Source organism: Bacillus sp. FSL K6-2431 (assembly GCF_038005165.1).
GTDB classification, from domain to species: domain Bacteria; phylum Bacillota; class Bacilli; order Bacillales; family Bacillaceae; genus Bacillus; species Bacillus pumilus.
The window spans coordinates 2,923,865-2,950,712 of record NZ_JBBOSQ010000001.1 but is presented as its reverse complement, the minus strand read 5'-3'; the positions used below and the strand labels follow the sequence as shown (position 1 = coordinate 2,950,712).

The following is a 26,848-nucleotide window of genomic DNA, read 5'->3' as shown; positions in this document are numbered from 1 at the left end:
TGCGAGGATCTTCTTTTTATGAATCAATTCAACCTAAAAAAAGCTTCCGCTGCACCGGGAGCTTTTTTTATATGCGATCAATGACAGCAAGTGTGCATCTTGACGTACAAATGTGCCGGTCTCGATCATCTTTAATATCAATTTGAAATACCATTGTACGGCGCCCGACATGTACAGGAACAGCCGTCGCTGTCACTACTCCATCACGTACAGATTTTAAGTGATTGGCATTGATTTCAATCCCTGAGCAAACTTGCTGAGTTAAGTCTAAATGAGCCGCAGCTCCCATGCTTGCCACTGTTTCTGCTAGAGCAGCAGAAGCTCCTCCGTGTAGCAGTCCAAATGGCTGTTTTGTTCTGTGATCAACTGGCATTGTCGCTACGCATCGAGACTCATTACACTCTACAATCTCAATCCCCAGTGCCTCAAGCAGTGTATTTGATCCACTCACTTCCATCAGGGTTCTCTCCCTTCACACGTTTACAGCACACTTTCAGATTTTGCAATTAACACCGCTTCGGTTCGAGAGCCAACATTCAGCTTATTAAAGATGGACGTCAAGCTGTATTCAATCGAGCGTTTGCTCAAATGCAGCACATCGGCAATCTCTTGGTTCGTGTATCCTTTTTCCACTTCTCTCAGGATCAAACACTCTCGCTCTGTTAACAGCTCGTGATCGGTCTCCTGAGCCTGTTCTGGCTTTTCTTGCTGCTGTGAAATTAATTTCTTTAAATAGGATAGCTGAATGACAACTTCTCCTTGCAATGTGCGGTGTATGTATTCAATAATTTTGTCTTTTGTCTCTGTTTTACTAATTGCACCGTGCAATCCAGCCCGAATGGCCTCTTCAAAATAATCATCTACTTCATACCCTGTATAAATGATGATTTTCACTTGTTGGTTGGTTTCTAGAATTTGTTTCGCAATGTCCATTCCATTGATATCCCCGAGATTTAAATCCATCAAAATCACATCATAGATGGAAAAGTCATGCGTCTTTAAAAAGGCGGCTTCTGCATCAGGACTTAAACAATCGACTGATAGCTGCTGATCTGATTCTAATATGCTTTTTGTCCCTTCCATGACAGCCGGATGATCATCAATGACCAATATCTTCTTCATGTCTTCCTCCCTTTAAATCACTCACTTCCATTTTATATAAAAGACTTGGCAGATGCCAAGTCTTATTCCTTAATAAATCGTTACAATTCCATTTCAATTTTCACCTTCAGCCCTTTTTCAGGTGCGGTATGAATGTGAAGCTTCCCATTTAACGCCTTGACTCGTTCTCTGATGCCAGAAAGGCCCATGCTCATGGTGTGCTGATCAAGATGTCTTGCGTCAAACCCAACTCCATCATCCTCGTAGTGAAGAACAACCTGATCTTTAATACAAATCAGCATTACGAGCACTTGGCTGGCTTGAGAATGTTTCAAGGCATTGGATAACAGCTCCTGAACAATTCGGTAAATATTGAGCTGGGAGTCAATATCAATGTCCAGCTCCTTATCAAAGCGTGTCGTATTCAGCCGAATATGAAATGGTGCTTCCTCCTGAATTTGAGAAGTCAGCTTCGATATCGCCTTCACTAAACCTAAATCGTACAGCAGCTGCGGCCGAAGTTCATGACACGTTTCTCTCGTCGTTTGAATCACCTTAGACATTTGTTCATTCCATGAGATAAGCGATTGTTCAATAGACGTTGGGCATTGATCGTTTTGGAAATTCGTTAAAAACATCTCTGACTGTCTTTTCAGCGATATCAAATCCTGCAGCACGGAATCATGAAGATCCCTCGCTAAATCGGAGCGCTGTTTTTCCTCCATCGCAAACATGACTTTTTTCAGCCAAGCAGGGTTCGCTTCACGCTGCTTCAAATCTTCAAGATGCTCCATCAATTCTTCAATCTTGACGACATTTTCTAAACTGACACTTGTGTAAAATGCCAATGTTTTCAACCAAGAAATCTCATCCCGCGTCAATTTAGGTGTACGTAAATTAGATAAACAGCAAATCACAAAAGAGTGACCGCCCCGCTCACCAATTTTCATCATGAACCCTTTATCAAGCGCAATGATTTTTCCGACTTCACCTAAAATATCTTGAAATTGATCCACATAATCTTTCCATAGCTGGCTTTCTTCTATTGATTCATCAATTTCAACAATTTGTCCATCTGCCTTCACTTCAAGCACAAAGGCTTTGTTCACAACAAGTACTTCTAAGATGGTGTATTTTAAATGATACAATACTTGATGAAGTGATGACGCCTCACGAATAAGCTGTGTAAATTTAAATACACTATCCTGATAATTATGCTTCTCTGAAAAACGCTTCAAACGAAAGCGGAAATCGATGATTTCTTTAAAGTAGAAAACGGTGAGCATAAGAATGTACGTGATGATCGTAAATTTCACTGTATAGAAATTTGCATTCGGCTTTTGAATAAAATCAAAAAGAACAACCACTAGTATTGTTGGTGTAATCGCTAAAAAACCGTAGTATTTAATCCTCCCCATAAAGAAATCAACATTATACAGCTTATTTGACATAAATTGATAGACTAAGAAAAAAGGAATTAAAAGAACAAACGATGCTACAACATATGGTGAAATAAAATATATACCAAAAAAATAAGGAATGATAAAAAATAGCATGAATGGACTGAATGCTGAGATTAAAATGAGTGCAAATGCTCGAAGTACATTGCTGACTTCATTGTCTTTCAATTTTTTAGCAGCCCTTATAGTGATAATAATCGAAAGGAAAGCCAAAACAAAAAATGAAAGTAAATTGACATATGCTAATAGATCTACTGGTCCAGCTTTATTTTTATAGAATAAAACTAATAAAACGTTAGTAACTGGAACTAGATACAAATAAAAAAGAACTCGACGACGAATAATTTCTGTTCCTAATTCTTTTAAATATTGATACATAAAGTGCATATATAGTGGAGGTACAATATTCATTGTAACGATTACAAGAATACGACTGATAGCCTCTCCTTTTCCAGAACCACCAGAACTTACATAACCTATAGACACCGCCAAAAGAAATAAAGCTAAAATATAAGCTGACTCTTTTTGGTTTGCTTTATTCATTTTTAAAATCATAAATATACAAAATAGACAGATGGAATAAAGAATGACTGGTATTAGATAAATAAACAGATTCGCTTGACTCAATAACCTTACATTCTCTAAATCAATTTTATCACCATGTCTATCAACGACTAAACTTTTAACATTAGCTAAAAAACCTCTTTTAACTTCTTCAACTGGTTTTTTATTCCCATTCACTTCAAGTATGATATCGCCTTTTCTAACTCCAGCTAGATAGCTATCTGTAAAATTATCGACATCCACTACCTCAAGTTGACCGTGACTATTTTCCTTAACAGCTGCTCCAACAAAAATATTAAATACGTTGATATAAGAGATATAAATCACATAGATGAAGCTAAGGATAACTAATATAACTGTTAACTTAGAGTAAAACTTTCTCATAATATTTATCTACTCAAGCAGTTGACCATATGATTGCTTTAATAACGTCTTCTTTCTGGAATCCGTCAACAATAATACTTGCAGTTTCTTGATCAACGTGAAGCAGTGATGCGTTCCCATTAACGATTTGATTTAATGTTGAAGGATTCTCCACTAAATAACTAACCAATTCCTGAATTTTCATCTTCTCCATCTCCAATTAAAAAAAGTATCAGTTTTTTCTTTTTTGAAGCCTCTAAATGTAGTTTCTTGAATGTTTCTTTAAACTTATTTCTGAGAAGGTTTCTCATAATAAATACATATTGTTGAGCACCAGATTTTTTTAATTTATCCTTTAATTCTTCAGAGCCGGCACTCTTATCCTTTGATTGAAAATACCTTAGCAAGTCTGAACTAGATGGATTAAACTCATTTTTCAAGTAAACTAGCGGTAATGTTTGCATTCTTTTAAAATCAATATTCTCTTTATTAAAAAGACCTAAATAGTCATTTTCAAGCTGCTCTGCCATACCTAGATAATACGCATATTCTTCTACATTCTTTTCAAAAGAACCTGTTGCCAAAATAACCCCTAACACACAGGGTAACACAAACAGTGATCCTGCTTTTGACTTCATGATATCTAAACAATCCTGCTCATTCTTCGGCTCCAGTGTAATATCCATATGCTGCCCTTGCATTGACTGAATGGAATAGGAATATACATTGTTTAACAGCTCTGTTGCATGGTCAAGCTTTGAAAAGACTTCAAAACTCAATGTAAAAAGAACATTCGCCGCATTAATCGCAATTCCGCTCTGACATTTCATCCAAGGATACGAATCTTTATCCTGATCTTCGATATCATCTAATATATCGGCTGATAAGATGAGAAGTTCAATCCCTGCTGCCAATTGTGTAATCGCTTGCTTGTCTTGTCCGCCAAATGCCTCATAATGCTTGTAAGCCAATTGCCCAAAGGGAAATTCATTCTTTATATCTGTAAATTCTAGAAGCAGTTGTTGTAAATCTTTCTGCCTGACTGCATGTTGAATAAAATCAGACATATTCTGCTTGATTTTTGTATTCTCTAGATAGTTTAGCATACTCGGTCTTGTCCCTCACCCTTCCGCCTTTTATTTTACTAAAAAGACATGAGCAAATGTCCACTGACATCACTATTTAACAATTATATAATAATATATCCTTTTTTTGTATGTATTTGGATAAAAAAAAGACTTGATGATTATCAAGTCTTTAAGAAATTTTCACATATTCATATTTGTCGTATTGATCAATGCTTTTGTTAATGTTATGAAGAGAAGCCGTTGTTTCTCTAATTTCGTTTTCAAGTTTCCATAATAATTGTTTAAGTTCTTCGATTTCATACTTTTCCATCGATTCCACTCTCCTTTTTTGGAAGATCAATGTATTTGTGTATGGTGATTGGGTCATAAGTATTTGATCTATTACTAACAGTGTAAATGTAATTGAGTATTTTTTCACCGAAAAGTATGCACAAAATGTGTGCGTGATACCGCAAAATTCAATAGGTCTTTTTTCATCATTTTCTGACTTTTCAAATCATACTTTTATCTTAATTTCAAAGGAATTGTGTCACTAATGCAACAAGAATAGGCATCATTCGTCACACTTCTCTCACAATAGAACATACGATCCCTTCTATAACCTCGGTTTTGCGTGTTATAGGTCAGACGACAGACCCCATTGTGGACACCGCAATTTTTTGGCGACATTCACCGAAATTGACCGCAAAAGTACCTATTTTTATGTTGGATTTATAAAGATAGAAAGATCATTTTGATTCTTTATTCTGATTTTCTACATACATTTAGAACAGATATCCGTCCAATTTCACGTCAATGAGAGAAGAGGTGACCATGTGTTTTACTATGTTCCTTATCCTGCTTTGCAAGGTCCCGCAATGAGCCGTGCATATTCGCGCACGCCTATGACTTTTCCTCCAGTAGATGCCCACTCGTTTCAACGAGCCGCAAAGGAATCAGCCCGACTTGTTGCTGATGCTTCACTTATTACACAGCAGATTTCCAGCTCGCTTTCGTTTGCACAGCGGATCATGGAGGCTGCTGAGCGCTCTGATTCAGCAAGTGTCATCCGAATGCTGAAACAAATCGGTGTGAAAAGTGGTATTGACATCCGCTTTAGTCCAGAAGGCATTCGTATCTACTTGTCTCTCGCCTCTAGCAGACTTTTTCTCCTTTTACAGTGGGCATAACAAAAAAAGCCGCTCTGACGTGAGCGGCTTTTACGATTCAAACATTTTATGACACCATTCAATGGCTTCTATATAACATCCGTAGGCTTCTTGCTTCGGGAGATTCCCATCTAACATCTCATGATCCCATTCATTTCGTTCAATCCGTTTGGCTACACCGAGTACAAATGAATAATCATTTTCATAGCCAAGCAGTGCCTCGCCCACTTCATCAGAAAGCGGCAGCTCTTTCACAAGTTCTGTGATATCTGCCCTGACAAGTGTATCGATGAGAGAAAACATACCTGTCAGCATATAAGAGGCTGGGTGCTCTCGTTCGGTACGACTCGCAATCAGTTCACACGTTTTCGCCCGAATGAAGGACATTTTGATAATTTCTTTTTGGCTTGAATTGGCTTGAACATTCAATTCTTTAAATGAAAGAATAAAGATCCAGCGCCGAATTTCATTAAACCCGAGCAGAATAATCGCCTGCCGGATACTTTTGATTTGATAAAGACGTCTCATGCCGCCTGAATTGAGCATTTTTAATAATTGGTATGATAGCGAAAGGTCACTTTCAATAAAATGGGTCACGACCTGGATATTCGGCTGTTCCTTGCTCAGCTCATTTAATAGCTGGTGGTACGCATGGAAGCTGGTTGATAATGCTCGTCCTGATATAACATGCGGCTCACTAAAGAAATACCCTTGAAACAAATGGAAGCCGGCTTCTAGCGCTTCTTCATATTCTCTTCGCGTTTCCACCTTTTCTGCAAGGAAGCGAAGTCGATATTTTTTATAGGTATGTAGAATATTTCTACGTTCTTTCGATGTAGTCTTTAGAAAGTCAATTTTTAAAATATCAATGCAATAGAGGAGTTCGTCAAGCAACTTGTCACTGAAATGTGATCCGCTTAGAAAAAAATCATCAAGTGCAATCGTATATCCCCATTTTTTTAACTCCTTACATCTCATAATAAGAGCCGGGGTAATCGGGACATTTTCTAATATCTCGATCACAAGCTGATGCGGATCAAAATAGGTGAGCAGATCAGACGAAAGTAAGCTTTCGGTGAAATTAATGTAGCATCTTTTGCCTTCTGTCAATGTTTCGATGCCGATATTTAAAAAACTGTTAATAATGAGGTCCGTTGTCGCTTTGTCACCATCTTCAGCGCTATATGTATTGGTTTCACTATCTCTATAAAGTAGCTCGTATGATACGACTTGTTCTTTTCTGTTAAAAATAGGCTGTCTCGCAACAAACACCCTCAACTGCTCCAATCCTCCTTTATGCAATGACAAACAAGATGTGCTTTCAGTATACCAAATGATTGCGCTTATGGTTCAATTTGAATCGGTGAAAAAATAAAAAAAGAGATCACCTGACTGGATGATCTCCTTTTCTTCCAACGTTAGCTTTCATAAAGCTCTAGTTTAATTTTATTTTTCACGTCATGGATAAACTGCATCTTGTTATCCCAGCATTTTTGACTCAAATCGACTGGATATTCTTCTGGTTTGCTGATTCGTTTATATTCCTCCCAGAAAAGTCCGAGGCTATCCTGCACATAGGCTTGAATCGTTTGAATATCCGGATTGTCATATACAAGTTTTCCTTGTTCGAAAATCGGGACATGTAGATCCTTCGCCACAAAGTTTGTGACAAATTTGCTGATAAATGTATGCACAGGGTGGAACATTTTTAGCTTATCCTCACTATGAACATCTTCCTCTTCGAGCGCAATGTAGTCACCCTCTGAGTGATGATTCAATTGGTTGATAATGCGGTACACACGTTTACGTCCTGGTGTTGTCACTTTCTCTGGGTTGGACGAAATTTTAATGGTATCATTCATCTTACCATTCTCTTCAATCGACACAAGCTTATACACTGCACCGAGAGCTGGCTGATCAAATGCTGTGATCAGTTTTGTTCCAACACCCCACACATCAATTTTGGCACCCTGTGCTTTTAAATTCATGATGGTATGTTCATCGAGATCACTTGATGCAATGATTTTTGCGTCATGGAATCCAGCTTCATCCAGCATCGTTCTAGCTTTTTTAGACAAGTAGGCAAGGTCACCACTATCAAGTCTGACACCAATAAAGTTGATCTTGTCTCCGAATTCTTTCGCTACCTTAATGGCATTCGGAATACCGGATCTCACGGTATCATACGTATCGACTAAAAAGACACAGTCTGTATGGGTTTCAGCGTATTTTTTAAATGCCGTATATTCATCACGGTATGCTTGTACAAGTGCGTGAGCATGTGTTCCTGACACTGGGATGTTGAAGCGCTTCCCAGCACGAACATTACTTGTCGCCTGAAAGCCGCCGATGAGTGCCGCCCTTGCTCCCCACATTGCTGCATCCATTTCATGTGCACGTCTTGTTCCAAATTCTAGTGCTGTCTCGTCTTCAATGATTCCTTTAATCCGAGCTGCCTTTGTTGCAATCAGCGTCTGGAAGTTCACAATATTCAGCAAGGCGGTTTCGATTAGCTGCGCTTCGACAAGCGTTGCCTCGATACGCATAATTGGTTCATTTGCAAAGACAATTTCGCCTTCCCGCATTGAATGAAGGGAGCCTGTAAAGGATAACCCGCTTAAATAATCAATGAAATCGCTTTTATAACCGAGTTCGTCTTTTAAATACGCTAGATCACTTTCGGTAAAGGAGAAGTCCGATAAATACTCAATCGCTTTCTCTAAACCAGCAAATACAGCGAAGCCATTGTCAAATGGAAGCTTTCTGAAGAAGAGTTCAAACACTGCCTTCTTCTCATGAATGCCGTCTCTCCAATACGTTTCTGCCATGTTAATTTGATAAAGGTCTGTATGTAGTGATAAACTGTCGTCAATAAACCGATGCTCCAACTTCCATTCTCCTTCCCTTACTTAACCACTTTCGCACCAAGCGACTGCTCAAAGTGAGAAAGTGCCCACTCGTGCCCCGCTTCATTAAAACTCGCTACAGCATTCTCGTGAATCACAAGTTCGAAGCCTTTATTGTACGCATCAACAGCTGTATGAAGTACACAAATATCGGTACATACGCCGGCTAAATGAAGTTCAGTGATGCCACGCTCGCGCAGTTTCATTTCTAATTGAGTGCCTGCAAAAGCAGAGTATCTTGTTTTTTCCATATAGTAGACATGTTTTAAATGCTTTGACGTGTGAAATAGTGAACTTAGTTTGCCATAAAGTTCAATTCCCTTTGTCCCGCGAATATTATGGGGCGGAAATAACTTTGTCTCTGGATGATAAAGGTCTTGCTCCTCATGATGATCGACTGCAAAGACGACAAAGTGCCCTTCATCAATAAACGAAGAAGTGATCTCTGTGATCTTAGGCTCTATCGCCTGTCCAGGCTTTCCGCATGTCAATTTTCCATCGTCTGCAACAAAATCAACGGTATAATCAATACAAATCAATGCTTTGCCCATCCGCATCTCTCCCATATGCTCTTTTGACTCATTATAGCTTATTCATTTCACTAGGGAAACCTATTCAACAGATTCGTGAGAAAAAGCCTTTTGAAACAGCTCATCTTCGATATAGATGTGCTCTTGATTGACCGCATTCGGCAGCTCTATCACAAGACCAAAAGGAGAATGTGCCTCATGATGATTCACCACTTTAAAGGAACATCCAGCGGCATTAGCCATTTTCACATATTGAGAATAAGAAGCATAGGACAACTCACCATTTAAAAGAACAGTGGCCTGACGGTTGGCCTTTAATATTTGTTCGACCTCTTGATACGGTTTATTTCGTGATACCTGTCCCTTTGTCAGGGCAAGAAGCGCTCGTTCCCTTAATGAACCCAGAAACATTCTTCGTTCATCGGGTTTTGTTTCAGCATGTCCAAATATCCCTTGCTGCAAATAAAAGTCTACGGATTCTTCTTTCATCGCTGTTTTCACTCCTGGTTTTAAAATTTACATTTCTGTGACCCAGTGCACAATCTTTAGTGCAAGTTCACGGGCTTCGTCTGTTTCTGCTCTTTCCATTAAGGATTGCTCGAGCGTATGGATCAGCTGCTCTTTTTCGTCCTCGTACGCAATGGATATACTCCATTCAATGTCAGGTACGGCAACAAGCGTTTTATATTCTTTTTTATTTTCATGTAAATATACATTGTAGGTCTTTGGCTGCCGGCTTGTGATGTGTGCTTTTCTAATTTTCATTTGACTCTGTTCACACCTCTTTTTTCTTCTTACATCCATATCCATTGTACCATAAAAAAAGACAGCTTCTGAAAAGGAATACCCTTTCAAAGCTGGCTACGCATTGAAGCTCTTTTGCTGACTAATAAGATTAGAATCCCAAACAAATGTGACGTTTGGACTGTTAAAAAATTGGACGAGGTCCCCTGCATTATAGGTACCTGAACCACCGGCGGAGTGATCAACACTTTTTGGTGAAATAGCAAAAACATCACCGAAATGTGCCGCCCCATTTCCGTACACACGATCTATATGAATAGGTCCAACAATCGCTGGCATTGCTCCACCACCTTTTCTATCCACATCATATGCCCAGCTCAACAATACGTGTATCACAAATAAAAAAAGACAGCTGATATTTGATCACCAGCTGTCTTTCTATGCATTAAATGATTGAGGCTGGCCAAACAATGTGAAGTCCCAAAGCATCGTCGCATTTGGATCACTTGTAAGAGACATATAATCACCTGAATTAAAGGCTCCAGCCCCGCCAGTCGAGTGGTCTACAGCTAAAGGGGCAATGGCCAGTACATCACCGAAAGTAGCTGCACCATTTCCTCCTAATGACTCGATATGAATAGGTCCAACGATGGCAGGCATCAGAATCTCCCCCTATCTGCTTATGTCAATCATCTTATGCAGAAAGGGAAAAGTTGTGCATTTGCCCTGCCTTAGACGTTTAAATGCTGTTCTTTACGAGACCGCTGACGCAGCTGAACCAATCTGACAATATTCAGGGTGATGGCTTTGAGCAGTGCATAGACAGGAACCGCAAAGATCATGCCAAGGATACCGCCAAAGCTTCCTGCCCCAATTAATAATAGGATAATGGTCAAAGGATGTGTGTTCAGGCGTTTCCCAATGATCAATGGAGAAATGACATTTCCGTCAATTTGCTGCACGACAAGAATCACAATCACTGTCACCACTGCTTTTCCAGGCGAATCAAGAAAGGCAATCAGCACAGCTGGTGCCGCGCCAAGATATGGTCCAAGGTATGGAATCACATTTGTGACCGCAATGATAATACCGAGAATAAGCGCATATTTCACACCAATTAATAAGTATCCAATAAAACAAGCGACTCCGACAAACAAACAGACAATAATCTGCCCCTGTATGTAAGCTGCGAGCGTGTCGTTTAATTCTTTGAAGATCTTGAGCCCTTCCTTGCGGTAAGGCATTGGTAAGAACTGAACGAGCTTGTCCGGAAACTTATGCCCGTCTTTCAGCATATAAAATAAAATAAATGGAACTGTGATGACGGCTAAAGCAATATTCGCAATCACGCCAAACACCGCAGACATGCTTGAAGCAATGTTTTCCGGTAATGCCTTTAATGTCGAAACGACCGTCTGTTCAAACTTTGAGACAGACACATAATCTTGGCTCATCATCCAAGTAAATGTTTTAGAATGCGAAAAGTCATTGATAAATTTCTGCATGTCCGTCACATATCCAGGGAAGCTTTTGACAAGTCCGCCTAACTGCGTGACAATGACAGGTCCGGCAGCATTGACGATGATTGTGATGAGTCCGATGAACAGGAGATAAATGATCAGGATAGCGAGTGTCCTAGGCATTTTCTTGGACAAAAATTGAACAATTGGATTAAAGATGAAAAAGAGAATACCCGCCAGCAAAATGGGGACAAACAGTGTTGATGCAAATAAAATAATCGGCTGAAATAAAAACGAAACCTTTGTTGATACATACACAATGAGTAAAACAAGTAATATTTGGAATGTCCAAAAATGAACTTTAGATTTTAACAAAGATGCTCCTCCTGTTACGTATTGATCTTATTAAAAAACTACTATTCAACCCACCATCTGTCAACTGCTTCTTGTTTTTAGAACCTCATTTTTTGAAAAAAAAAGAACAATTGGTATATCATGCACTTTTTCTAGATATACATTCTATAAGCATGAAAAAAAGCAGACACCTATGCGTCTGCTTGTTACACTCTTTCACTGTGATCAGGCATCACCGACACGATTTGCTGGATCCGCACATAAAAAACTGATTTCGCCCCCGCTTCTATGACAATATGATCCGGCATGACTTCCTTCAATTTCCCACGGACCGTATCTTTCACTGTTTGCACAATTAATCTCATACCGACCACTTTCTGCAATGTTTGATAAACATATGGATCAACTAATGAAACAAGCTGTGGACTTCCTTGTTGTGCCATACTACCCGCCCCTTTACTTGTGTATTTACCCACAGCGTATGCATGAACCCATGTGAATGTCACTCAGGGCAATCCCACAACATTAATACCATATTTTAACAATTGGTATGTTTTTACATTTTTTAGAAGTATAATAGATTGGTGCTGCCAACCATTTAAAACATTTGAAGAGGTGAATTGTCTTGAAAAAACTCATCTGTATTGTTGCTGTCATGCTCTTTCTATCCTCTGCATGTTATGCGCATGCAGGGACAATTGGAGACCCACCAGGGACGCCAGGAAAGTGGTTTAAAGGCGAAGAGCCCGTTCAAAAAGACGGATCAAAACCACCACTTGTTTTTGTTCATGGCATTAACAGCTCCTCCTCCACTTGGTCCAATCGAAACGATATGGCAAAGCAGGCTGTTTTGAACGGATACGAAAGCGCATTCATAGATTTGCACCCAGATCAGGACATGAAAAAGAACGGCAAACTATTAGCGGAAAAGCTCAAAGAAATCTATGATTCGTTTGGTAGAAAACTCATTGTGATTGGTCATAGTAAAGGCGGGGTCGATACACAGTCCGCCCTGGTGTATTTCAAAGCCCATCCCTATGTGGAAAAGGTCATTACTCTCGGCTCTCCTCATAACGGGACACCGCTTGCGGATCTAGCGTATAGCAAGGGCGGAAGCTGGCTGGCGGAAATTCTTGGACAAAAAAGCGACGCGCTTTATTCTTTGCAAACCGGTCTGATGGCGGCTTTTCGAAGTGAAACCGACCAGCTTGAGGCGTTTCCCAATAAATATGTCACCTACTCTGGTTCGGAATGGGGAACATTTGGCGGTGCGCTGTATTTAGGCGGCATGTATTTAAAGAGCTTTGGTACAAATGATGGTGCCGTCACGGTAAACAGCACAAAACTATCATATGCAAACAATATTTTAACCGGAAAATGGGATCACTATTCAATCAAAAACGGCACAAGTATGTTTCCTGTGTTCCAGCATCAGCTGCTGGCAAATGCCGCGAGCGCTGAAAATAAACATAAAGAGGAACAAGAGCCCGTTTCTGCTGAGCTCAATACAGATGTTTATGTGAAAGGTGGAGAAAGTGAAAAGGATCAAACAGAAGCGTTCTATGTAGAGGAAGGAACGAATGGCTTATCGATCCAGTGGTTAAATGAAAGGCAGGAGACGCAGCCCGAAATCATTGCCCCAAATGGAGATGTCTTAACAAACCTTAAGACATCGGAAGCATCTTTCCCATATGAAGGCGCATATTCACACCATGTAAAAATCAATAAACCCGTTCCTGGAAAATGGACGATTCAATCGAATTCAGGAAAAAGAGCTCCTTATCTGCTGCTTGTAACCTTTGATTCTCCATTAAATGAAGAAATTAAAGAAGCTGCTTCGAAGTCAGGAGATGCATCGACCCATTCAAGCGGTCTGATTAAACGGTTAAGCAGAACGGTGGAAACCACTTACTTTCAAGATGCAAAAAAAGATCATCCATTGAAAACAAGTACCTCATCAGCCGTTCAATTGAAAAAAGAAGGTGCTTATTCTGTCACGGTAAATTACACTGGACTCACTGCGTCAGGGACATCTGCGTTTAACCGTACCGTTATTCGCACATTGTATGTCGATCAGCACGGAACGATTCATGGTGACATTCCATATTAAACAGAGCGTTTCATGGGCTGAAGTGCCTGCTGCACTTTCTGATCCAAATCAGCAATTTTTTTCATTGCGAGTGATTCGTCTATTTGTCTGTAATGGTGGTGTCCGCCAGGCTCTTCATCCATTTCATCTGCTTTCTTCACAATTTGTTGGAGTGTGTCCTTATGAAGGTCGCCCTCTGGCAAATAGGAATCTGTATGAAGCAGAATCGCAAGTGCAATATCTTTGGCTGCTTTTGGTTCCTCCCCGAGCCGTATGAGCAGTTTATGTGCCCGCTCCGCACCTTTAATGGCATGAATATCATTTCGTCTATATGTCTCGTAATCCCATTCTCCGCCGGCTGTATACCATTCATAATGGCCAATGTCATGTAAGAGCGCTGCTTTCACAGCCAGATCTGGGTTAATCCCAGCCTTCATCGCCAGCTTGAATGCGTGATAAGCACAAGCAATCGCATGGGCTTTTCCTGAACGATTTAAATACTTTTGAGCAACTGGATGGGTGTAAACATCCATTAATGTAACCTTTCTCATGGAGACCCCTCCTTATCTATATTTTTAGCATCCTAACATATTCTGAAAAGAAACTCAAATGTTCTGTTATATTTTCTATGAGTCTCAAGATTAGCTTATGTCAAATTGGCCGGTTTTGCTTGTACAAGACGGAAAAAAGCAGTCGTTATGACTGCTTTTTCACATACTCACGTGCATCGTATACACAGCCGCCAGCTGGATCACCCGCTAAAAGATCGAGCAAAATACCTGCGACTTCATCTGGACTCTTCAGTGTGCCTGTTTCATATAATTGCTGAAAACGATCAATTTGTTCGAAGTCCTGTTTTGATGATTTCCGAATCTCTCCTTGCATATCTGTATCAATCGTGCCTGGGGAAAATGAAAACGTGTTGATTGGATACGCCTCGTCCTGCTGTTCCTCATGCAAAGTCCTCATAAACATATCAAGTCCTGCCTTTGAGCTGCAATACGCACTCCAGCCTTTATATGGATTTTTCGCCGCTCCAGAAGAAAGGTGAACAATCGTTTTCTTTCCATTAAATGATTGAGTCTGCTTAACAAACACATGGCTCAGCAAAACAGGAATCACAAGATTCAGTGTATAATGCTGATGAAGCTTATCCTGTCCGCCTTGCCCCACACGCTTGATAGGTGTCACCATGCCTGCATTATTGACGAATAAGAGGTCATCAGCTGCTGTCAGTGTTTGCGGCGTGAGACAATCTTGAAGCCATTTGGCTGCTGCTTGCTCATCTGTCAGGTCGACCTGTGTATGTGTAAGCTTCGGATGAGAAATTGGTGATGCACTTCTTGCTGCCGTGTACACATGATCTCCGCGTGAGAGCAGCCGGTTCACAAGTGCTAGGCCAAATCCTTTTGATCCGCCTGTAACGATTGAAATTCGAATGACAATCTCCTCCCTCGATAACTCTATTTTACGTAGTGAAACGGTACGACTTCAAGCAATCTGCATAAAGAAAAACCTGCCTCTTTTTAAAGAGACAGGCTATTTCTTTTCAGCCTTCACATTCACCTTTGGAATTAGAATGACCATCACAACGATGCCAAAGACGATTAAGAAACCAAAGATGATCGGAAGCAGTGCGGATGACTGCTTCTCATAATCATCTCCAGAAGGTGCCGATACAGCGGCATCACGAAAAGAGATATTCATCTCTTCCATCATGTGAGCTGATGTTTTGGGCGGGTTCTCTTTTAGATCACTGAAAAGCTGCGGAGAAAGAGACCCTCCCGGAGTTTTAGGCGGTTCAGCAAAATGAATGTCTGTTTTAACTGTTGATGTCTTTTTGCTTTGTTCGTATTTCGTTTGGTCCCTCAATATACTTGAGTTAATATTGAGTTCTTTTTCTTGATATTCATTCGGCTTGACATTTGTATCCGTATCTTCACCAGCGGCGAAAGCAGCAGGAATGAGGAGAAAAAGGGACATGACACCAAGTGCCATCCCTTTCACGAACAGATTAAGCCTCATGAGTCACATCACGTTCCTCCGTTTTATCTTTCCATAGCTTTGTCACAAGCGGGATGGCCATGAAGAGGACAGTTAAAATCACTAATCCTATAACACCCATTCCAAAGTGATCTCCATTTCCATATTGGATGGACAAGTACACGTCTGTCACTGGATTTGTGAAATGGAAATTCGGCATCACCAAATCAATTAATGGTGCGACAAAGAAGAAAATAAGCGCCGTTGCTGCCATCCATCCGGCAATAGAGCCGAAAAGGAACGCCGTGCGAATAAAGGCGGAACAAGCCACTAATAGTAAAATCGTGAAAATGGACCACTGAATCGCTTGATCATCTGCAAGCTTGTAAATGTTCAGTCCGAACAAGCTGATCATGAGTCCGACTAATAGATTTAAGATGCCAAACAGTGCACCTTTAACCAGCATCGGAGCTGCCGCATAATACGAGCTGAAAAAGCCAATTAACAAACTACTGATCATCACAATGACCAAAATGACCACTGGCGGTACAGTCTGCGTTTTTTCTTCTGGTACATCACCACTAATTTTCAGCGGATTGGCTAAGTGATTATACACATAGTTGCTGTTGCCTTGATCGCTTAATGTGTTTCCTAAAATACCTTTCAAATCTTGCTGAACAAGTTTCGTGGAATGAACATTCTTGCTCCAGTTTTCATTCAGCGTATCCGCTTTTTCTTGGACCGTTGTCACACTCTCTTCAATGTTATTCGTATAATCCGCCACCCCTTTTTGGCGGTCGGTTAACGAACTCATATTTTCAGAAAGTCGAAGCACTTCCTGACCAATTGAATCCTGTGCACTGACAACAATAGAACTGCCTGCAAGGTCTGCCGTATACACTGCATCTCCTTGATCAGCCATTTGCTTCGCAACATTGTCCGCACTTTCAGAAATTGTGTTTAATTCCTGTTCCATGCTTGCCTGCTGAGTCGAAATGTATTCTGCATAGCCATCTGAAAACTTCTGCATCTCATCAATAAAAGTAGACACATCATCGTTTGACGTCAGCATTTGTTTTTTGAGCGTATCCCAGTTTTCTGTTTCCTCTTTTTTGATGGAGAGGATGGACTGGATATTCTCTTCTTTTGCGTCATATAAAGAAGAGTTATTAGATGGTTGATAGACATTTGCGATCATCAGCTCTAGCTGAGAGAGTTGATTGGAATACTCCATTAATTTTTTAGTTCTTGTTGATTTTGTTTCGAACTTTTTCTCAAAAAGATTGTCATTAAAAGCTTCACCAATCGGTGAGTTTCTGCGCTTCAGCTCTTTTACTTTGCTTAAAATAGTGGACTCCTGATTTTTGATTTCATTTGGAATCACATTATATCGATCTTGTAACCATAGGAACATCTTTTCAAGCTTTTCTACTTTTTTCGTAAGTTTCTCAAGCTCTTTACTCATTTGACTCACTTTGTCTTTCAATTCGTCATTATGAGCGGAAGCTTTTTCTTGAATTTTCTTTTTCACTTCATCTAAGCGGGTTGAGAGTGCTTTTAGGTCATCCTGCGATGAATTCTTGTTGCCGGTATCTGGCTGAGCAGGATTTTCGCCCGCTTCACCTTCTTCCCCATCTCCGGTCGAAGGCGGTGTCTCTTGTTCTCCTAATTGATCCGCAAGGTCGTTCATTTCTATTGAAATTTGCGAGAGCTCATTTGTTTCTTCATCTAGGTTAATCCCAATCTCTTCTGGGTTTTCATTATCTTGATCTGATGGCTCGTCATCTTCAGAATCAACTGGCGGCTCAGGCTCATCCATCAACTCTTGCCGTTTAGCCAATAGCTTTGTCTGCAAGGCTGATATCTTATTTCGATAGTCTTCTAAGTAACGCTCTTCATACTTTTTAATCAGTTCTTCCTGAGACTCCTGAACAAGCTTAGTTAATCCCGTCGATTGCTTAGGAATAGCGTCCTCTCTTGACTTGTGAACAGATTGGATGGCGCTGTCCGTTGTGTTTAGCTGACTTTGTACGCCGTTGATGTCTGTTTTGAGTCCACCCATTTGATCACTAAAGCTGCGGGCATTTTGGTTTTGGATATCAGCGAGCTGTTTGAGCCCCTGCTGGATTTGTTTTTGGTTTGTTGATTGCGCTTTGATCAGGAGGTCCTTTTGTTTGTCTTGATACTGCTGGTATTGATCGACTACTTTCACAAAGCCCTTTAACTGGTTCTTTGCTTCTTCTGTTGTACTCAGACCATCTTTATATTGTTTCTGCGAATCGGCCATCGCATTTTTTAATTCTTCTATTTGTTTCTTCTGCTGCTGAACAGCGTCTGATAGTTTGTTTGAGTTCGGCTTATAGAAGTTATACATCGTGTTTTGGAATTCGACTTCTTTACCGACAATTTGCTCAAACTCTTCTCTGACATTGCCGATTTCCTGTGATACAAAGCTCCAGTATAACGTTGACATCTGTTCATTCATTTTCTTTTGCGCATTTTCCAGCTCTCTTTGCACTTTCTCTTTATTGACTGAATTGAGCTGATCTTGAATGGAAAATTGAATGGATGCCTTTTCAGGATGATCTTTATCATAGCTCAGCACATTTTTAGAGAAATCAGACGGAATATAGAGGACAGCGTCATACTTTCTGCTTTTCAGTCCATTTTCCGCTGCACTGCGGTTCACTACGGTCCATGTATAATCTGGACGCTCTGATAATGCGGCCACGACATCCTGTCCGAAACGAGCGGTGTTTTCACTTTCGCTCGCTCCCATATCCTCATTGACCACAGCAATATTACGTGTGGCATTCTTTTTCTGTTTTGCCGGATCATCTCCAATAAGGTGGAAAAATAAAATCGGCAGAACCAGAATCAATATCATGGTTGATACGATTTTGATGGAGCTTTTTTGCTGCTCTGTCATTGAACACTCTTCCTTTCTACCGCACATAAAGGAACCTGGATTTTCTTCTCTTTCCCGTTTTCAACCAAATACCCGAAGCCTGGCTGAATATCTGGTTCTTGTCTTGCATACGGAAGCGGTATGATGTTTTGCTCTGATTTTTTCATGAGTAACATAGCATGACGAACTTGTTTGATTTCGTTTGTGAGTGCATCATAGCCTTTACTGAATTCGGTATGATTTCCTGATGCGATCAGGCTAAAGCCTAGGTGTGCATATGACTTCATGAAATCAGCCAATTGATCTTGAAGGCGCGGGTCGATCGTCTGCTGAAAACGCGTAATGCCATCAATCACAAGCACAATTTGAGAGAACGACAACTGATCAGTCTCTCCCCGGCGCACAGCTTCGACGTACATCTCTTCACGCACCTTGAATAAACGGTCTATTTCCTCAGCCCATTCGGTGATATCACCTTTTGTTTCAAGGTAATCAATGTTCTCTTCTTTTGCATAATGAGAGAGACCCCGATCAATCGAATCAAAGACGGCTAGCTTCTCAGGTTTTGCTGCTAATAGCTGATCAAGCATCAGTTTTGTCACATTTGTTTTCCCTCGCTGCGTTTGACCGATGATGAGGCAGTGTTTATTCTTCTTCAAGTCAAAGTAAACAGGAGCAACAGATTCCTCATCTAGTCCGACTGGAATGTCATACGGCTGTTTTTGTTCTTCTAAGCGACTTTCTAGCTCCCAAATGGTTAGTTTATCAGGAAGCATTGGTACAGGTTTTGGTTTTTCAGCTGATGCAAAGCGATCATGAAGAAGCTGGATCTCTTGTTTCAAATGCTCAAACAGCTCGAGGTCGTTATCTCCTTCAACTGGCAGGAACATTTGTGCAAAGTAAAGCTCTTCTTTGTTGATAATAACTCGTCCTGGAATCGGCTCTAAGCTAAATTTCGGTCTGCCAATAATCGAGTACGCCTCTCCTTGATCCATTAAGTAATGGACGACCTTTGTTTTCAAGTTGTTCATAAGAGATTGACGGACTGCGTTTACCCGAGTCGCTGTAATTAAGAAGTAAATTCCTAATGATTGTCCATCACGGCTCAGCTGGATAAATTCAGATTCAAGTTCATGCATTTCGTCTTTGACAATGTCAAAGTTGTCGATCACGATGAAAATGAATGGGAGCTTTTTCTCATTTAAGGCGTTGTACATTTTGATATGACTCATTTCTTGCTGCCTGAATAAACGCTTGCGGTATTCAACCTCTTCCCGCAGACGCGTCATCGACTTTTGAATCTTTCTCATTTGATCCATTAAGAAATAATCCGCCGTGTGCGGCAGCTTGGCCAACGGAAGCAATGTTCCATTTCCGAAGTCATAAATATACGCATGCCATTCTTCAGGTGAATATCTCTCCGCAAAGCTCATGAGTAGTGTTGTTGCAGCAAGTGATTTTCCGTAGCCAGAGGAACCAAAGATCCCAATGTTCCCATCCTCCATCATTTGATAAGAAAGTGGATGCTGGCTTTGCTGATCTGGCTCATCGACAAGCGCAAAATGGAAGACATGCTCTTCACTCGACGCGTAACGTGATTTTGGAATCCGTTCTTCGAGCGGTGGAAGCCAAGGACTTGGGAGCTTCTCAATCCCAAGCTCCTGCTGCATACGTTCAATTTCATCCACAACAGCAGAAATCTCCGACACTGTCTCTTTTTTCACAGCCGGCTCTGTGCTTACCCCAGATAACGGAATAAGTCCAGTATCTGTCACAATGGCAATGTCATCTTCTGATCCGTAGCCATCCTCCATATAAGGCGCACCGCTCCAAGCTGATTGGAACAATTCATAGATTTCATTGTTTCCTACTTGTAAGTAGCCACGGCCTGTAACGGTAATAGACGCCGCATCACTATTTTTCAATATTTCCTTACTGTCTGACGCATCCTGTACTTTCAGTGCGACCTTAAAGCGTGAGTTACTCCAAATTTGATCATCAATGACCCCGCCTGGCTTTTGGGTAGCCAAAATGAGATGAACCCCAAGGCTTCGGCCGATACGTGCCGCACTGACAAGCTCTCTAATAAAGTCCGGCTCTTCACTTTTTAATTCAGCGAACTCATCAGAGATTAAGAATAAATGAGGCATTGCCTGTTCAGCCTTTTTCTCCTTATAGAGCTTCGTATAATCATTGATGTGATTCACATGATATTGATCAAACAAGCGTTGTCTTTTCTTCAACTCACTTTTAATTGAGGCAAGCGCCCTTTCACTAAAGTTCTTACTGCCTTCAATATTGGTGATCGTGCCAAGTAAATGAGGAATATTCCGGAACGGCTGCGCCATTCCGCCTCCTTTATAGTCAATCAATAGAAATGCGACTTCATGCGGATGAAAGTGTACAGCGAGCGATAAAATGTACGTCTGTAAAAATTCACTTTTCCCTGATCCTGTTGTTCCCGCCAACAGGCCGTGCGGACCGTGTGCTTTTTCGTGTAGGTTCAGATCCACAATGTCATTTTTCCCTTTATAACCGATTGGCACAGAGAGTGATTTGGCCGTTTCTGATGTGAGCCACTTTTCACGAATGCCAATCTCGTCTACCTGTTTGGCATGAAAAAGATCAAGGAAGGAGACCGTTTCAGGAATCGAATTGGTCATGCCAACTTGATGATCTAATGTTCTCAGCGTTCTGGCAAACAGCTCATTGTCCCCGCGCTCATGTGTATCAAGCTGAAATGGAATTCGGACGGCTTTCTTGTGCTGAATGAGAATATCTCCTTCTTCCTCGTTAATATAACGGACAAGCGTCGAGATATTTTCAGCTAAGCTTTCCTTTGTTTCAGCAGCAAAAATAATGGAGATGCCAAGGTCCGTTCGGCTGCCTTCTAAATATTCTAAAATCACATGTTCCGCAATGAGCTCATGATTTGTCACGATAAACACAAAGTGAGGCGTAAAGATTTTTTTCTCTTTTTCTTCTTCTAGATCACGCTCACGTAAAATTTCATAAATGGAGGACAACAGCTGATCACGTGTTTGTTCGTTGTAAATGAACCCTTTGCCGTATGTATGAGGCAGCTGGAAATGCGGAAGCCATTTCATCCATTCCCACTTCTCATACTCCTGCTCATGAAAGATAAAAACAAATCTCAAATCGTGATAGCTATGCGAGAAAGCAAGCTGTCCGACAAGCTGATGAAGCTCCTTTTTCACAATGGCTGGCTTTCCAATCAATCCAGTTGGGCCATCGGCAAGACCGAATGTGATGGGTACATCCTTTACTTCACGATAGACCTGTTGCATGTGCTGCGTTTGTTCCATTAATTCATCGATATCACGATTGGCCATATCGCCGCCGCTCATCGATAGTTCATAGCTTGACGGGACTGCGCCCGTCCCAAGACGCAACTGCAAGAAATCATCACTCATCAGTGTTTTTTCCCAAATTCGGCCGCTAATTTCTGACGTTAAATACTTCATTTGTTCAAATGATGGATAATGATACGTCAAAATATATTGCTGGCGGTCGTAGAGCTCTTGCAGTTCTTTTCGTTTATTTTCTAAGTAAAGAGAATAGACTCGCTGCCGTTTCTCTTCCCTTCTTTTACGTTGTGATTTCTCTTTAAAGTATTGAACAGACGATGTGATTAACGTCATGATAAACATCGCCATCGACACGACAATAAAGATCCCGCGCGGCTGGACAAGAGCGACAATTCCCATCACAAGAAGCATCACAAGCGGCGGGAGGACAACAAGCCAAAGCCCTCTGCTGCTATTTTCACTCTCCTGCGAAGGAAAGCTAAAGGAAACCCGGTCATCTGGCAGATCATAAATTAAACGCGGTGTTCGTCTATATAAAGGATATTTTTGTTTTGTTTCTGTGCTTGGTGCTCTTGTTTTTTCCAAACGTGTTTGAAATGGTTCATATGCAGTCACCTGCAATAAATCATCATCTTTCAATGTCACCGTTAGAAAGTTCCAGAACAGCTCATCTCCAGCATCAATTGTCTCTGGACCGCGAATTTTTTGCCCGTTCACATAAATCGTTTCGTCCTGAGGCATGACATACCAAGTTCCTTCGATTTTCTCCAAAGTAAATTGGCTCGCATCTTGAAACATGGAATGCGCTTGTTCTTTCCACACATCGATATCATCTTTGTTCTCACGTGAAAAAGACAGCTCGACTCTATTTCCTAGGTAATAAATGTGTTGATCATGATGTGCTTCCATTAAAACAAGTGTCAGTGTACCAAGCTTATATGGTTCATGTGGAAGTAATGTGCCTTTCTTCTCTTCACCCTGATAAATGGAAAAGCCATCATTCGGTTCATCAGGAGTTAAACAGATGACCCCTTCATCAAACGAAAGTGAAGGGATTGTCACCGTATGCTCTATTTCAGGTCCAATCACAGCTTCTCGATTGAACTGCTCGTCTAAACGGACGGTTTGATAATCCTCCTCATAAAAAACCCAAAGAAGACTCAAACGCTCCACCTCCTCATGGGACAGCACCAACTGTCAGTTGTATCGAAAGAATTATTTTTTCTCATCTTTTTTCGTCTGAGAGGTTTTCTTTTTCGCTTCAGATTCTTTCTCTTTTTTCTCTTGATCGGCTTTTGACTGCTCTTTTTGTTCAGCTGTTTCATCTGTTTGACTTGCGCCCGAGGATTCATTGGTGCTTGTCTCCGTTGTTTCTTTTTCTTCATATTTCGCCATTTCCTTAATGATCGGATCTAGCTGTTTTTGTTTTTCTTCCGCAGAAAGACTGTCATCGTTTTGAATGTCGTTGCGGTAGGCGACGAGTGCCGTAAATATGTACCGGTCGTCTCCAAGTACCCGTGCAATATCAAGTGCTTCCTTGCTATTGCCTTGTCCAATATGAATCCAGAAAAGGAAATATTGCGGATCAGTCTGTAATGTGTATGTATCTGTGATTTCTTTTTTATGCTGATCGAGTAACAGGTTGCCTTGATTTGTTTGTACATACGAAATGGCCAGTTCATATTGAAGAGAGACCGGCATTTGATTGGCTGAATATTTTTCTAACGTATCCACCACTTGGCTGTACTGTTTGTTGAGATAATATTTGTTTGCCTCGACATACGCTTCTTGTTTCGGCATCGCAAAAAAGAAGGTGTAAATGGTGTACACCAATGCAGGGATTAATAGGACAAGCAGACCTAGTCCGATATATCGTTCGACCTTCCATTTCTTTTTCGGAATGGTCAATAGCGTTTTCTCTTTCGTTTCAATCGCTTCGATCTTTTGCTGAATCAGGGCAGACAATTCTTCCAGAGACTTCGTTTCGCTGATCTCTTTTGCCAGTTCAGATAATTTCAGTGTCTCGCTGTAAGCCACATATTCTTGAAACTGATATTCATGGTCCACCACTCGAAGAATGACGGCTTTGACCTCTTTTAACAGACGATGCTCATCCGTTTCATATGGCGGGATGCTTTCTTTGACGCCGTAATGCAAAAATGCAGGAGCTAAGCCTTGATGAAAAACAATGTTTTCAGGAGAAACAATAGGATGCAGCCGCTTCACGTCGTGTTTGCACACTGCATCGACAAGCTGGTATGAAAAAATCCATTTGCTTTTTTCATCCTTCGCATGGATGAAACGAAATTCCTGATAGGCAGGAGGCGGTTGAATCGAAATAATGACCTCATCTTCAGTTAATTGAATCTCTTTTTTGAATGAAGGGTTGATGTCTTTGATCGGTGCCGCTTCTAAACCGTCTAAGAGTTTAATGGTCTCTCTTTGAAAAATGAAGCTGTAGGTTCCGCCCTCTTTTTTCATCACTGCTTCTAATTGTTCTTCTAAATAGGAACTCTTTTTATCTGCCATTTACAAAAGTCCTTTCATAGTATTTCCAGCCTGTCTCCTGTGGTGATTCCACAGTCTGACAGCTTATATTCGCCTGAAAACACAGCTTTCTTATTGACTACTCGCACCCAGCCGCCTTCTCGCTTAGGGAGTGAGATTTGTTTTGCCTGCCAGGCGATATGGATGACTTGTTTAATATGTAAATAATTTGATAGTCTCAAATCAAACACACTGCCATCATAATTTTTTAAGTCGATGGTAATATCGATATACACAAATTTCCACCTCACAAAATAGAAAGAGCGCCGGCATCCATTGACAGACTCGGCGCTTTTTCTGCTTTTCACACTTAGAAAGGAAATCCCTTTGATTAGCCGCGGATTTGGCTAGCGATGTCTTGGTCAGTGCTTTCAAGTGTATTTGCCGTTTGATCAAGCTGATTGCTGACATCTGTTAATAGATCAGACATTTTGATGAATGAAGGCTTTAACTGCTCGTATTGATCAGCAAATGCTTCACTAGAAGCACCTTCCCACATTCCTTTTAAATCTGAGATCATTCTATTTAGACGATCAACTTGGTTTAACACTTCTTGACTTTCAACACCATATTGCTTAGCGGTCGCTCTTAGTTCTTCTGGGGTTACGCGAATAATTCCTGACATATTCCTCATTACCTCCCGTGCATAGCCGCCATATAATGGGCTAATCCACTTATTTTTTGACGTTATTATTATAAAAACAGAAATGATACACAGTCAAACAAATCTGTTTTTATTTTACAAAATGAGTCTATAGAATTACTGTATTTTCGCTTTTTATCTAGTATTTAACATTTTTTTGGTCATATATTCTTAATAAGTGTAGACACACTTCACTGAATCTTTCCGCCTATTGATTTATTACTACGTTATTATTGTACTATTTCTTTTTCGCCTTCTTTCAGCATCGGTGCGCTCGCTTTTCATAGCGATCTCTTTTTTAAATTTATGGCATTTTGTTATTGATTTACGTACCTCTTTCTCTTCATAATGTAAGTACGTGAAATATTCGAAAAAGCAGGGGTTTTTATGACAAAAAAGACAGATCCATTTAAGTATAGTCTTGATCGTTTAGAGGATGTGGCAGACCAAATTAGTGATGTGCTCAATTGCCCTATTACTATAGAAGATACGCATCATCGATTGCTCGCTTATAGCACACATAATGATTTTACTGATCCCGCCAGAACTTCAACCATTATCTCCCGCCGTGTACCGGAAAAGGTCATTAATCGGCTTTGGAAGGACGGCATCATTCCTACACTCCTTAAAACAGACGAACCGCTTCGTGTCCCTCAAATTGCAGAGGTGGGTTTATCTAGCAGGGTTGCCATTTCAATCTGGAAGGACAAAGAAGTACTCGGATTTATCTGGGCAATTGAATCCGCACAGCCATTTTCAGAAGAAGAAATGGACCTTCTGAAGATGGCAGCACATGCTGTTAAAAACAAATTACTTAACTTACAAATTCGCAAAACGAAAACAGAAGAACGCAATCAGGAGCTTTTTTGGAAGATGCTCACAGGTCATATTCATGAAAAGGATGAGATGCTCGACCTATTTTTAAGACTCGGCATCAGATGTCCAGACACGTATGCCATCATCATCTTCCGACTTCGTGACGAACTCACAGAGGACACAGAAAAAAAGCTATCTTATCTGCTTGAAACAACACAGCAAGTCCAAGTGCTGTTAACGACTGTTGATTTTCACGAATTCATTATTCTTGTCTCACCAAAAACAGAGCACCCACTGCAGGATATTAAACAATTCACAAGCGGCATGCTGCAGCAGCTGTCTGATCGTTATCATATCCATCACGTTCAAGCAGCGATTGGTGGAATTTACGATAACATCTCTCATATTCAGCCATCCTATAAAGAAGCACTGGCTGTATTAAAAACAAAAGAGCGCTTCCCTGTTGAAACCGAACGTTTACACAGTTTTTCTGAACTTGGTATTTATCAATATTTAGATGTCCTCGCTGAAAAACGAAGGGGTTCATCTTACTCCAGTTACTCTTTATCAAAGCTGGAAGATTACGACCTGAGGCATCATTCCAACCTAGTCGAAACCCTTGAACGGTTTATTGACTGTGACAGCAATGCCAATATTGCCGCAAAGCAATTAAACATCCACATCAATACATTGAATTACAGATTAAAACGCATTACGGACATTGCAGAAATCGATTTAAAAAACATGAATGAGAAAATGACCATATACCTTGATATGAAACTAAAAAACGTCCATTTGTGAAATTTCACAAAGAG

General features: G+C 40.7%; 26 protein-coding genes. 3 read left to right on the top strand and 23 right to left on the bottom strand.

The window, feature by feature from the left end:
* Positions 1-67: 67 nt before the first annotated feature.
* The 6 genes from MHH40_RS14750 to degQ all read right to left on the bottom strand — a co-directional run bounded on the left by MHH40_RS14750 (position 68) and on the right by degQ (position 4,886).
* Positions 68-457, bottom strand: coding sequence for a hotdog fold thioesterase (locus MHH40_RS14750; protein WP_003213775.1), 390 nt, complete (start codon positions 455-457; stop codon positions 68-70).
* 23 nt (positions 458-480) lie between these two features.
* Positions 481-1,122 carry a response regulator transcription factor gene (locus MHH40_RS14745; RefSeq protein WP_003213500.1) on the bottom strand — a complete coding sequence of 214 codons (642 nt, stop codon included), beginning with the start codon at positions 1,120-1,122 and terminating at the stop codon, positions 481-483.
* A gap of 80 nt (positions 1,123-1,202) precedes the next feature.
* Entirely contained in the window at positions 1,203-3,509 is a 2,307-nt protein-coding gene (locus MHH40_RS14740) for a sensor histidine kinase (protein WP_044140820.1), read from the bottom strand.
* A 13-nt stretch (positions 3,510-3,522) separates the two neighbouring features.
* Positions 3,523-3,693: a competence pheromone ComX gene (gene comX, locus MHH40_RS14735; protein ID WP_012011107.1), complete on the bottom strand. Its 171-nt coding sequence runs from the start codon at positions 3,691-3,693 to the stop codon at positions 3,523-3,525.
* Entirely contained in the window at positions 3,671-4,594 is a 924-nt protein-coding gene (locus MHH40_RS14730) for a polyprenyl synthetase family protein (RefSeq protein WP_050944042.1), read from the bottom strand. Before MHH40_RS14730 ends, comX begins: the two co-directional genes overlap by 23 nt.
* 151 nt (positions 4,595-4,745) lie before the next feature.
* On the bottom strand, positions 4,746-4,886 hold the full coding sequence (gene degQ, locus MHH40_RS14725) for a degradation enzyme regulation protein DegQ (RefSeq protein WP_003213123.1): 141 nt from the start codon (positions 4,884-4,886) through the stop codon (positions 4,746-4,748).
* A 505-nt stretch (positions 4,887-5,391) separates the two neighbouring features.
* On the opposite strand from degQ, the gene MHH40_RS14720 reads away from it, so the two are divergent.
* Positions 5,392-5,745, top strand: coding sequence for a hypothetical protein (locus MHH40_RS14720; RefSeq protein WP_050944043.1), 354 nt, complete (start codon positions 5,392-5,394; stop codon positions 5,743-5,745).
* Between the two features lie 30 nt (positions 5,746-5,775).
* Here MHH40_RS14720 and MHH40_RS14715 read toward each other — a convergent pair whose 3' ends face one another.
* The 9 genes from MHH40_RS14715 to MHH40_RS14675 form a co-directional block, all read right to left on the bottom strand.
* Positions 5,776-7,002 (bottom strand): EAL and HDOD domain-containing protein, encoded by a 1,227-nt coding sequence (locus tag MHH40_RS14715; protein ID WP_050944044.1) that lies wholly within the window; start codon positions 7,000-7,002, stop codon positions 5,776-5,778.
* 140 nt (positions 7,003-7,142) lie between these two features.
* Positions 7,143-8,612: a nicotinate phosphoribosyltransferase gene (locus MHH40_RS14710; RefSeq protein ID WP_003212630.1), complete on the bottom strand. Its 1,470-nt coding sequence runs from the start codon at positions 8,610-8,612 to the stop codon at positions 7,143-7,145.
* Between the two features lie 17 nt (positions 8,613-8,629).
* Positions 8,630-9,181 carry a cysteine hydrolase family protein gene (locus MHH40_RS14705; RefSeq protein ID WP_003213138.1) on the bottom strand — a complete coding sequence of 184 codons (552 nt, stop codon included), beginning with the start codon at positions 9,179-9,181 and terminating at the stop codon, positions 8,630-8,632.
* 60 nt (positions 9,182-9,241) lie between these two features.
* Positions 9,242-9,649 (bottom strand): YueI family protein, encoded by a 408-nt coding sequence (locus MHH40_RS14700; RefSeq protein ID WP_050944045.1) that lies wholly within the window; start codon positions 9,647-9,649, stop codon positions 9,242-9,244.
* Between the two features lie 27 nt (positions 9,650-9,676).
* Positions 9,677-9,925 carry a YueH family protein gene (locus MHH40_RS14695; RefSeq protein WP_034660684.1) on the bottom strand — a complete coding sequence of 83 codons (249 nt, stop codon included), beginning with the start codon at positions 9,923-9,925 and terminating at the stop codon, positions 9,677-9,679.
* Positions 9,926-10,021: 96 nt separating this feature from the next.
* Positions 10,022-10,243: a spore germination protein gene (locus tag MHH40_RS14690; RefSeq protein WP_050944046.1), complete on the bottom strand. Its 222-nt coding sequence runs from the start codon at positions 10,241-10,243 to the stop codon at positions 10,022-10,024.
* A gap of 99 nt (positions 10,244-10,342) precedes the next feature.
* On the bottom strand, positions 10,343-10,564 hold the full coding sequence (locus tag MHH40_RS14685; RefSeq protein WP_003213446.1) for a spore germination protein: 222 nt from the start codon (positions 10,562-10,564) through the stop codon (positions 10,343-10,345).
* Positions 10,565-10,635: 71 nt separating this feature from the next.
* Positions 10,636-11,739 carry an AI-2E family transporter gene (locus MHH40_RS14680; RefSeq protein WP_050944047.1) on the bottom strand — a complete coding sequence of 368 codons (1,104 nt, stop codon included), beginning with the start codon at positions 11,737-11,739 and terminating at the stop codon, positions 10,636-10,638.
* 185 nt (positions 11,740-11,924) lie between these two features.
* Positions 11,925-12,161, bottom strand: coding sequence for a YuzF family protein (locus MHH40_RS14675; protein ID WP_003213721.1), 237 nt, complete (start codon positions 12,159-12,161; stop codon positions 11,925-11,927).
* 182 nt (positions 12,162-12,343) lie between these two features.
* Between MHH40_RS14675 and MHH40_RS14670 the strand changes: the two genes are divergently transcribed.
* Positions 12,344-13,828 (top strand): esterase/lipase family protein, encoded by a 1,485-nt coding sequence (locus MHH40_RS14670; RefSeq protein ID WP_050944048.1) that lies wholly within the window; start codon positions 12,344-12,346, stop codon positions 13,826-13,828.
* Here the strand turns inward: MHH40_RS14670 and MHH40_RS14665 are convergent.
* From MHH40_RS14665 to MHH40_RS14630, 8 genes are all read right to left on the bottom strand, one after another.
* The gene (locus tag MHH40_RS14665; protein ID WP_003212819.1) at positions 13,825-14,358 is read right to left on the bottom strand and encodes an HD domain-containing protein; all 534 of its coding nucleotides are present in this window, start codon (positions 14,356-14,358) and stop codon (positions 13,825-13,827) included. The genes MHH40_RS14670 and MHH40_RS14665 overlap by 4 nt on opposite strands.
* Positions 14,359-14,503: 145 nt before the next feature.
* A complete protein-coding gene (locus tag MHH40_RS14660; RefSeq protein WP_050944049.1) occupies positions 14,504-15,247 on the bottom strand; it encodes a (S)-benzoin forming benzil reductase in 744 nt (247 codons plus the stop codon).
* A gap of 99 nt (positions 15,248-15,346) precedes the next feature.
* On the bottom strand, positions 15,347-15,832 hold the full coding sequence (essA, locus tag MHH40_RS14655) for a type VII secretion protein EssA (RefSeq protein WP_050944050.1): 486 nt from the start codon (positions 15,830-15,832) through the stop codon (positions 15,347-15,349).
* Complete coding sequence (esaA, locus tag MHH40_RS14650) at positions 15,822-18,719, bottom strand: type VII secretion protein EsaA (RefSeq protein WP_340901262.1); 2,898 nt, start codon at positions 18,717-18,719, stop codon at positions 15,822-15,824. The genes essA and esaA overlap by 11 nt, the downstream gene beginning before the upstream one ends.
* The gene (essC, locus tag MHH40_RS14645) at positions 18,716-23,191 is read right to left on the bottom strand and encodes a type VII secretion protein EssC (RefSeq protein ID WP_340901261.1); all 4,476 of its coding nucleotides are present in this window, start codon (positions 23,189-23,191) and stop codon (positions 18,716-18,718) included. Before essC ends, esaA begins: the two co-directional genes overlap by 4 nt.
* A 51-nt stretch (positions 23,192-23,242) precedes the next feature.
* The gene (gene essB, locus MHH40_RS14640; protein ID WP_340901260.1) at positions 23,243-24,556 is read right to left on the bottom strand and encodes a type VII secretion protein EssB; all 1,314 of its coding nucleotides are present in this window, start codon (positions 24,554-24,556) and stop codon (positions 23,243-23,245) included.
* Between the two features lie 14 nt (positions 24,557-24,570).
* Positions 24,571-24,810, bottom strand: coding sequence for an EsaB/YukD family protein (locus MHH40_RS14635; RefSeq protein ID WP_003213579.1), 240 nt, complete (start codon positions 24,808-24,810; stop codon positions 24,571-24,573).
* Positions 24,811-24,905: 95 nt separating this feature from the next.
* Positions 24,906-25,199 carry a WXG100 family type VII secretion target gene (locus MHH40_RS14630; protein WP_003213769.1) on the bottom strand — a complete coding sequence of 98 codons (294 nt, stop codon included), beginning with the start codon at positions 25,197-25,199 and terminating at the stop codon, positions 24,906-24,908.
* 405 nt (positions 25,200-25,604) lie between these two features.
* Between MHH40_RS14630 and MHH40_RS14625 the strand changes: the two genes are divergently transcribed.
* Complete coding sequence (locus tag MHH40_RS14625) at positions 25,605-26,834, top strand: PucR family transcriptional regulator (RefSeq protein ID WP_050944054.1); 1,230 nt, start codon at positions 25,605-25,607, stop codon at positions 26,832-26,834.
* Positions 26,835-26,848 lie beyond the last annotated feature (14 nt).

Coding starts and splice junctions, on each gene's coding strand:
- MHH40_RS14730 (WP_050944042.1), bottom strand. CDS start 4,594: ATGCTAAACTATCTAGAGAATACAAAAATCAAGCAGAATATGTCTGAT.
- MHH40_RS14750 (WP_003213775.1), bottom strand. CDS start 457: ATGGAAGTGAGTGGATCAAATACACTGCTTGAGGCACTGGGGATTGAG.
- esaA (WP_340901262.1), bottom strand. CDS start 18,719: ATGACAGAGCAGCAAAAAAGCTCCATCAAAATCGTATCAACCATGATA.
- essB (WP_340901260.1), bottom strand. CDS start 24,556: ATGGCAGATAAAAAGAGTTCCTATTTAGAAGAACAATTAGAAGCAGTG.
- comX (WP_012011107.1), bottom strand. CDS start 3,693: ATGAAAATTCAGGAATTGGTTAGTTATTTAGTGGAGAATCCTTCAACA.
- degQ (WP_003213123.1), bottom strand. CDS start 4,886: ATGGAAAAGTATGAAATCGAAGAACTTAAACAATTATTATGGAAACTT.
- MHH40_RS14705 (WP_003213138.1), bottom strand. CDS start 9,181: ATGGGCAAAGCATTGATTTGTATTGATTATACCGTTGATTTTGTTGCA.
- MHH40_RS14685 (WP_003213446.1), bottom strand. CDS start 10,564: ATGCCTGCCATCGTTGGACCTATTCATATCGAGTCATTAGGAGGAAAT.
- MHH40_RS14700 (WP_050944045.1), bottom strand. CDS start 9,649: ATGAAAGAAGAATCCGTAGACTTTTATTTGCAGCAAGGGATATTTGGA.
- essA (WP_050944050.1), bottom strand. CDS start 15,832: ATGAGGCTTAATCTGTTCGTGAAAGGGATGGCACTTGGTGTCATGTCC.
- MHH40_RS14675 (WP_003213721.1), bottom strand. CDS start 12,161: ATGGCACAACAAGGAAGTCCACAGCTTGTTTCATTAGTTGATCCATAT.
- MHH40_RS14625 (WP_050944054.1), top strand. CDS start 25,605: ATGACAAAAAAGACAGATCCATTTAAGTATAGTCTTGATCGTTTAGAG.
- MHH40_RS14740 (WP_044140820.1), bottom strand. CDS start 3,509: ATGAGAAAGTTTTACTCTAAGTTAACAGTTATATTAGTTATCCTTAGC.
- MHH40_RS14630 (WP_003213769.1), bottom strand. CDS start 25,199: ATGTCAGGAATTATTCGCGTAACCCCAGAAGAACTAAGAGCGACCGCT.
- MHH40_RS14745 (WP_003213500.1), bottom strand. CDS start 1,122: ATGAAGAAGATATTGGTCATTGATGATCATCCGGCTGTCATGGAAGGG.
- MHH40_RS14665 (WP_003212819.1), bottom strand. CDS start 14,358: ATGAGAAAGGTTACATTAATGGATGTTTACACCCATCCAGTTGCTCAA.
- MHH40_RS14690 (WP_050944046.1), bottom strand. CDS start 10,243: ATGCCAGCGATTGTTGGACCTATTCATATAGATCGTGTGTACGGAAAT.
- MHH40_RS14695 (WP_034660684.1), bottom strand. CDS start 9,925: ATGAAAATTAGAAAAGCACACATCACAAGCCGGCAGCCAAAGACCTAC.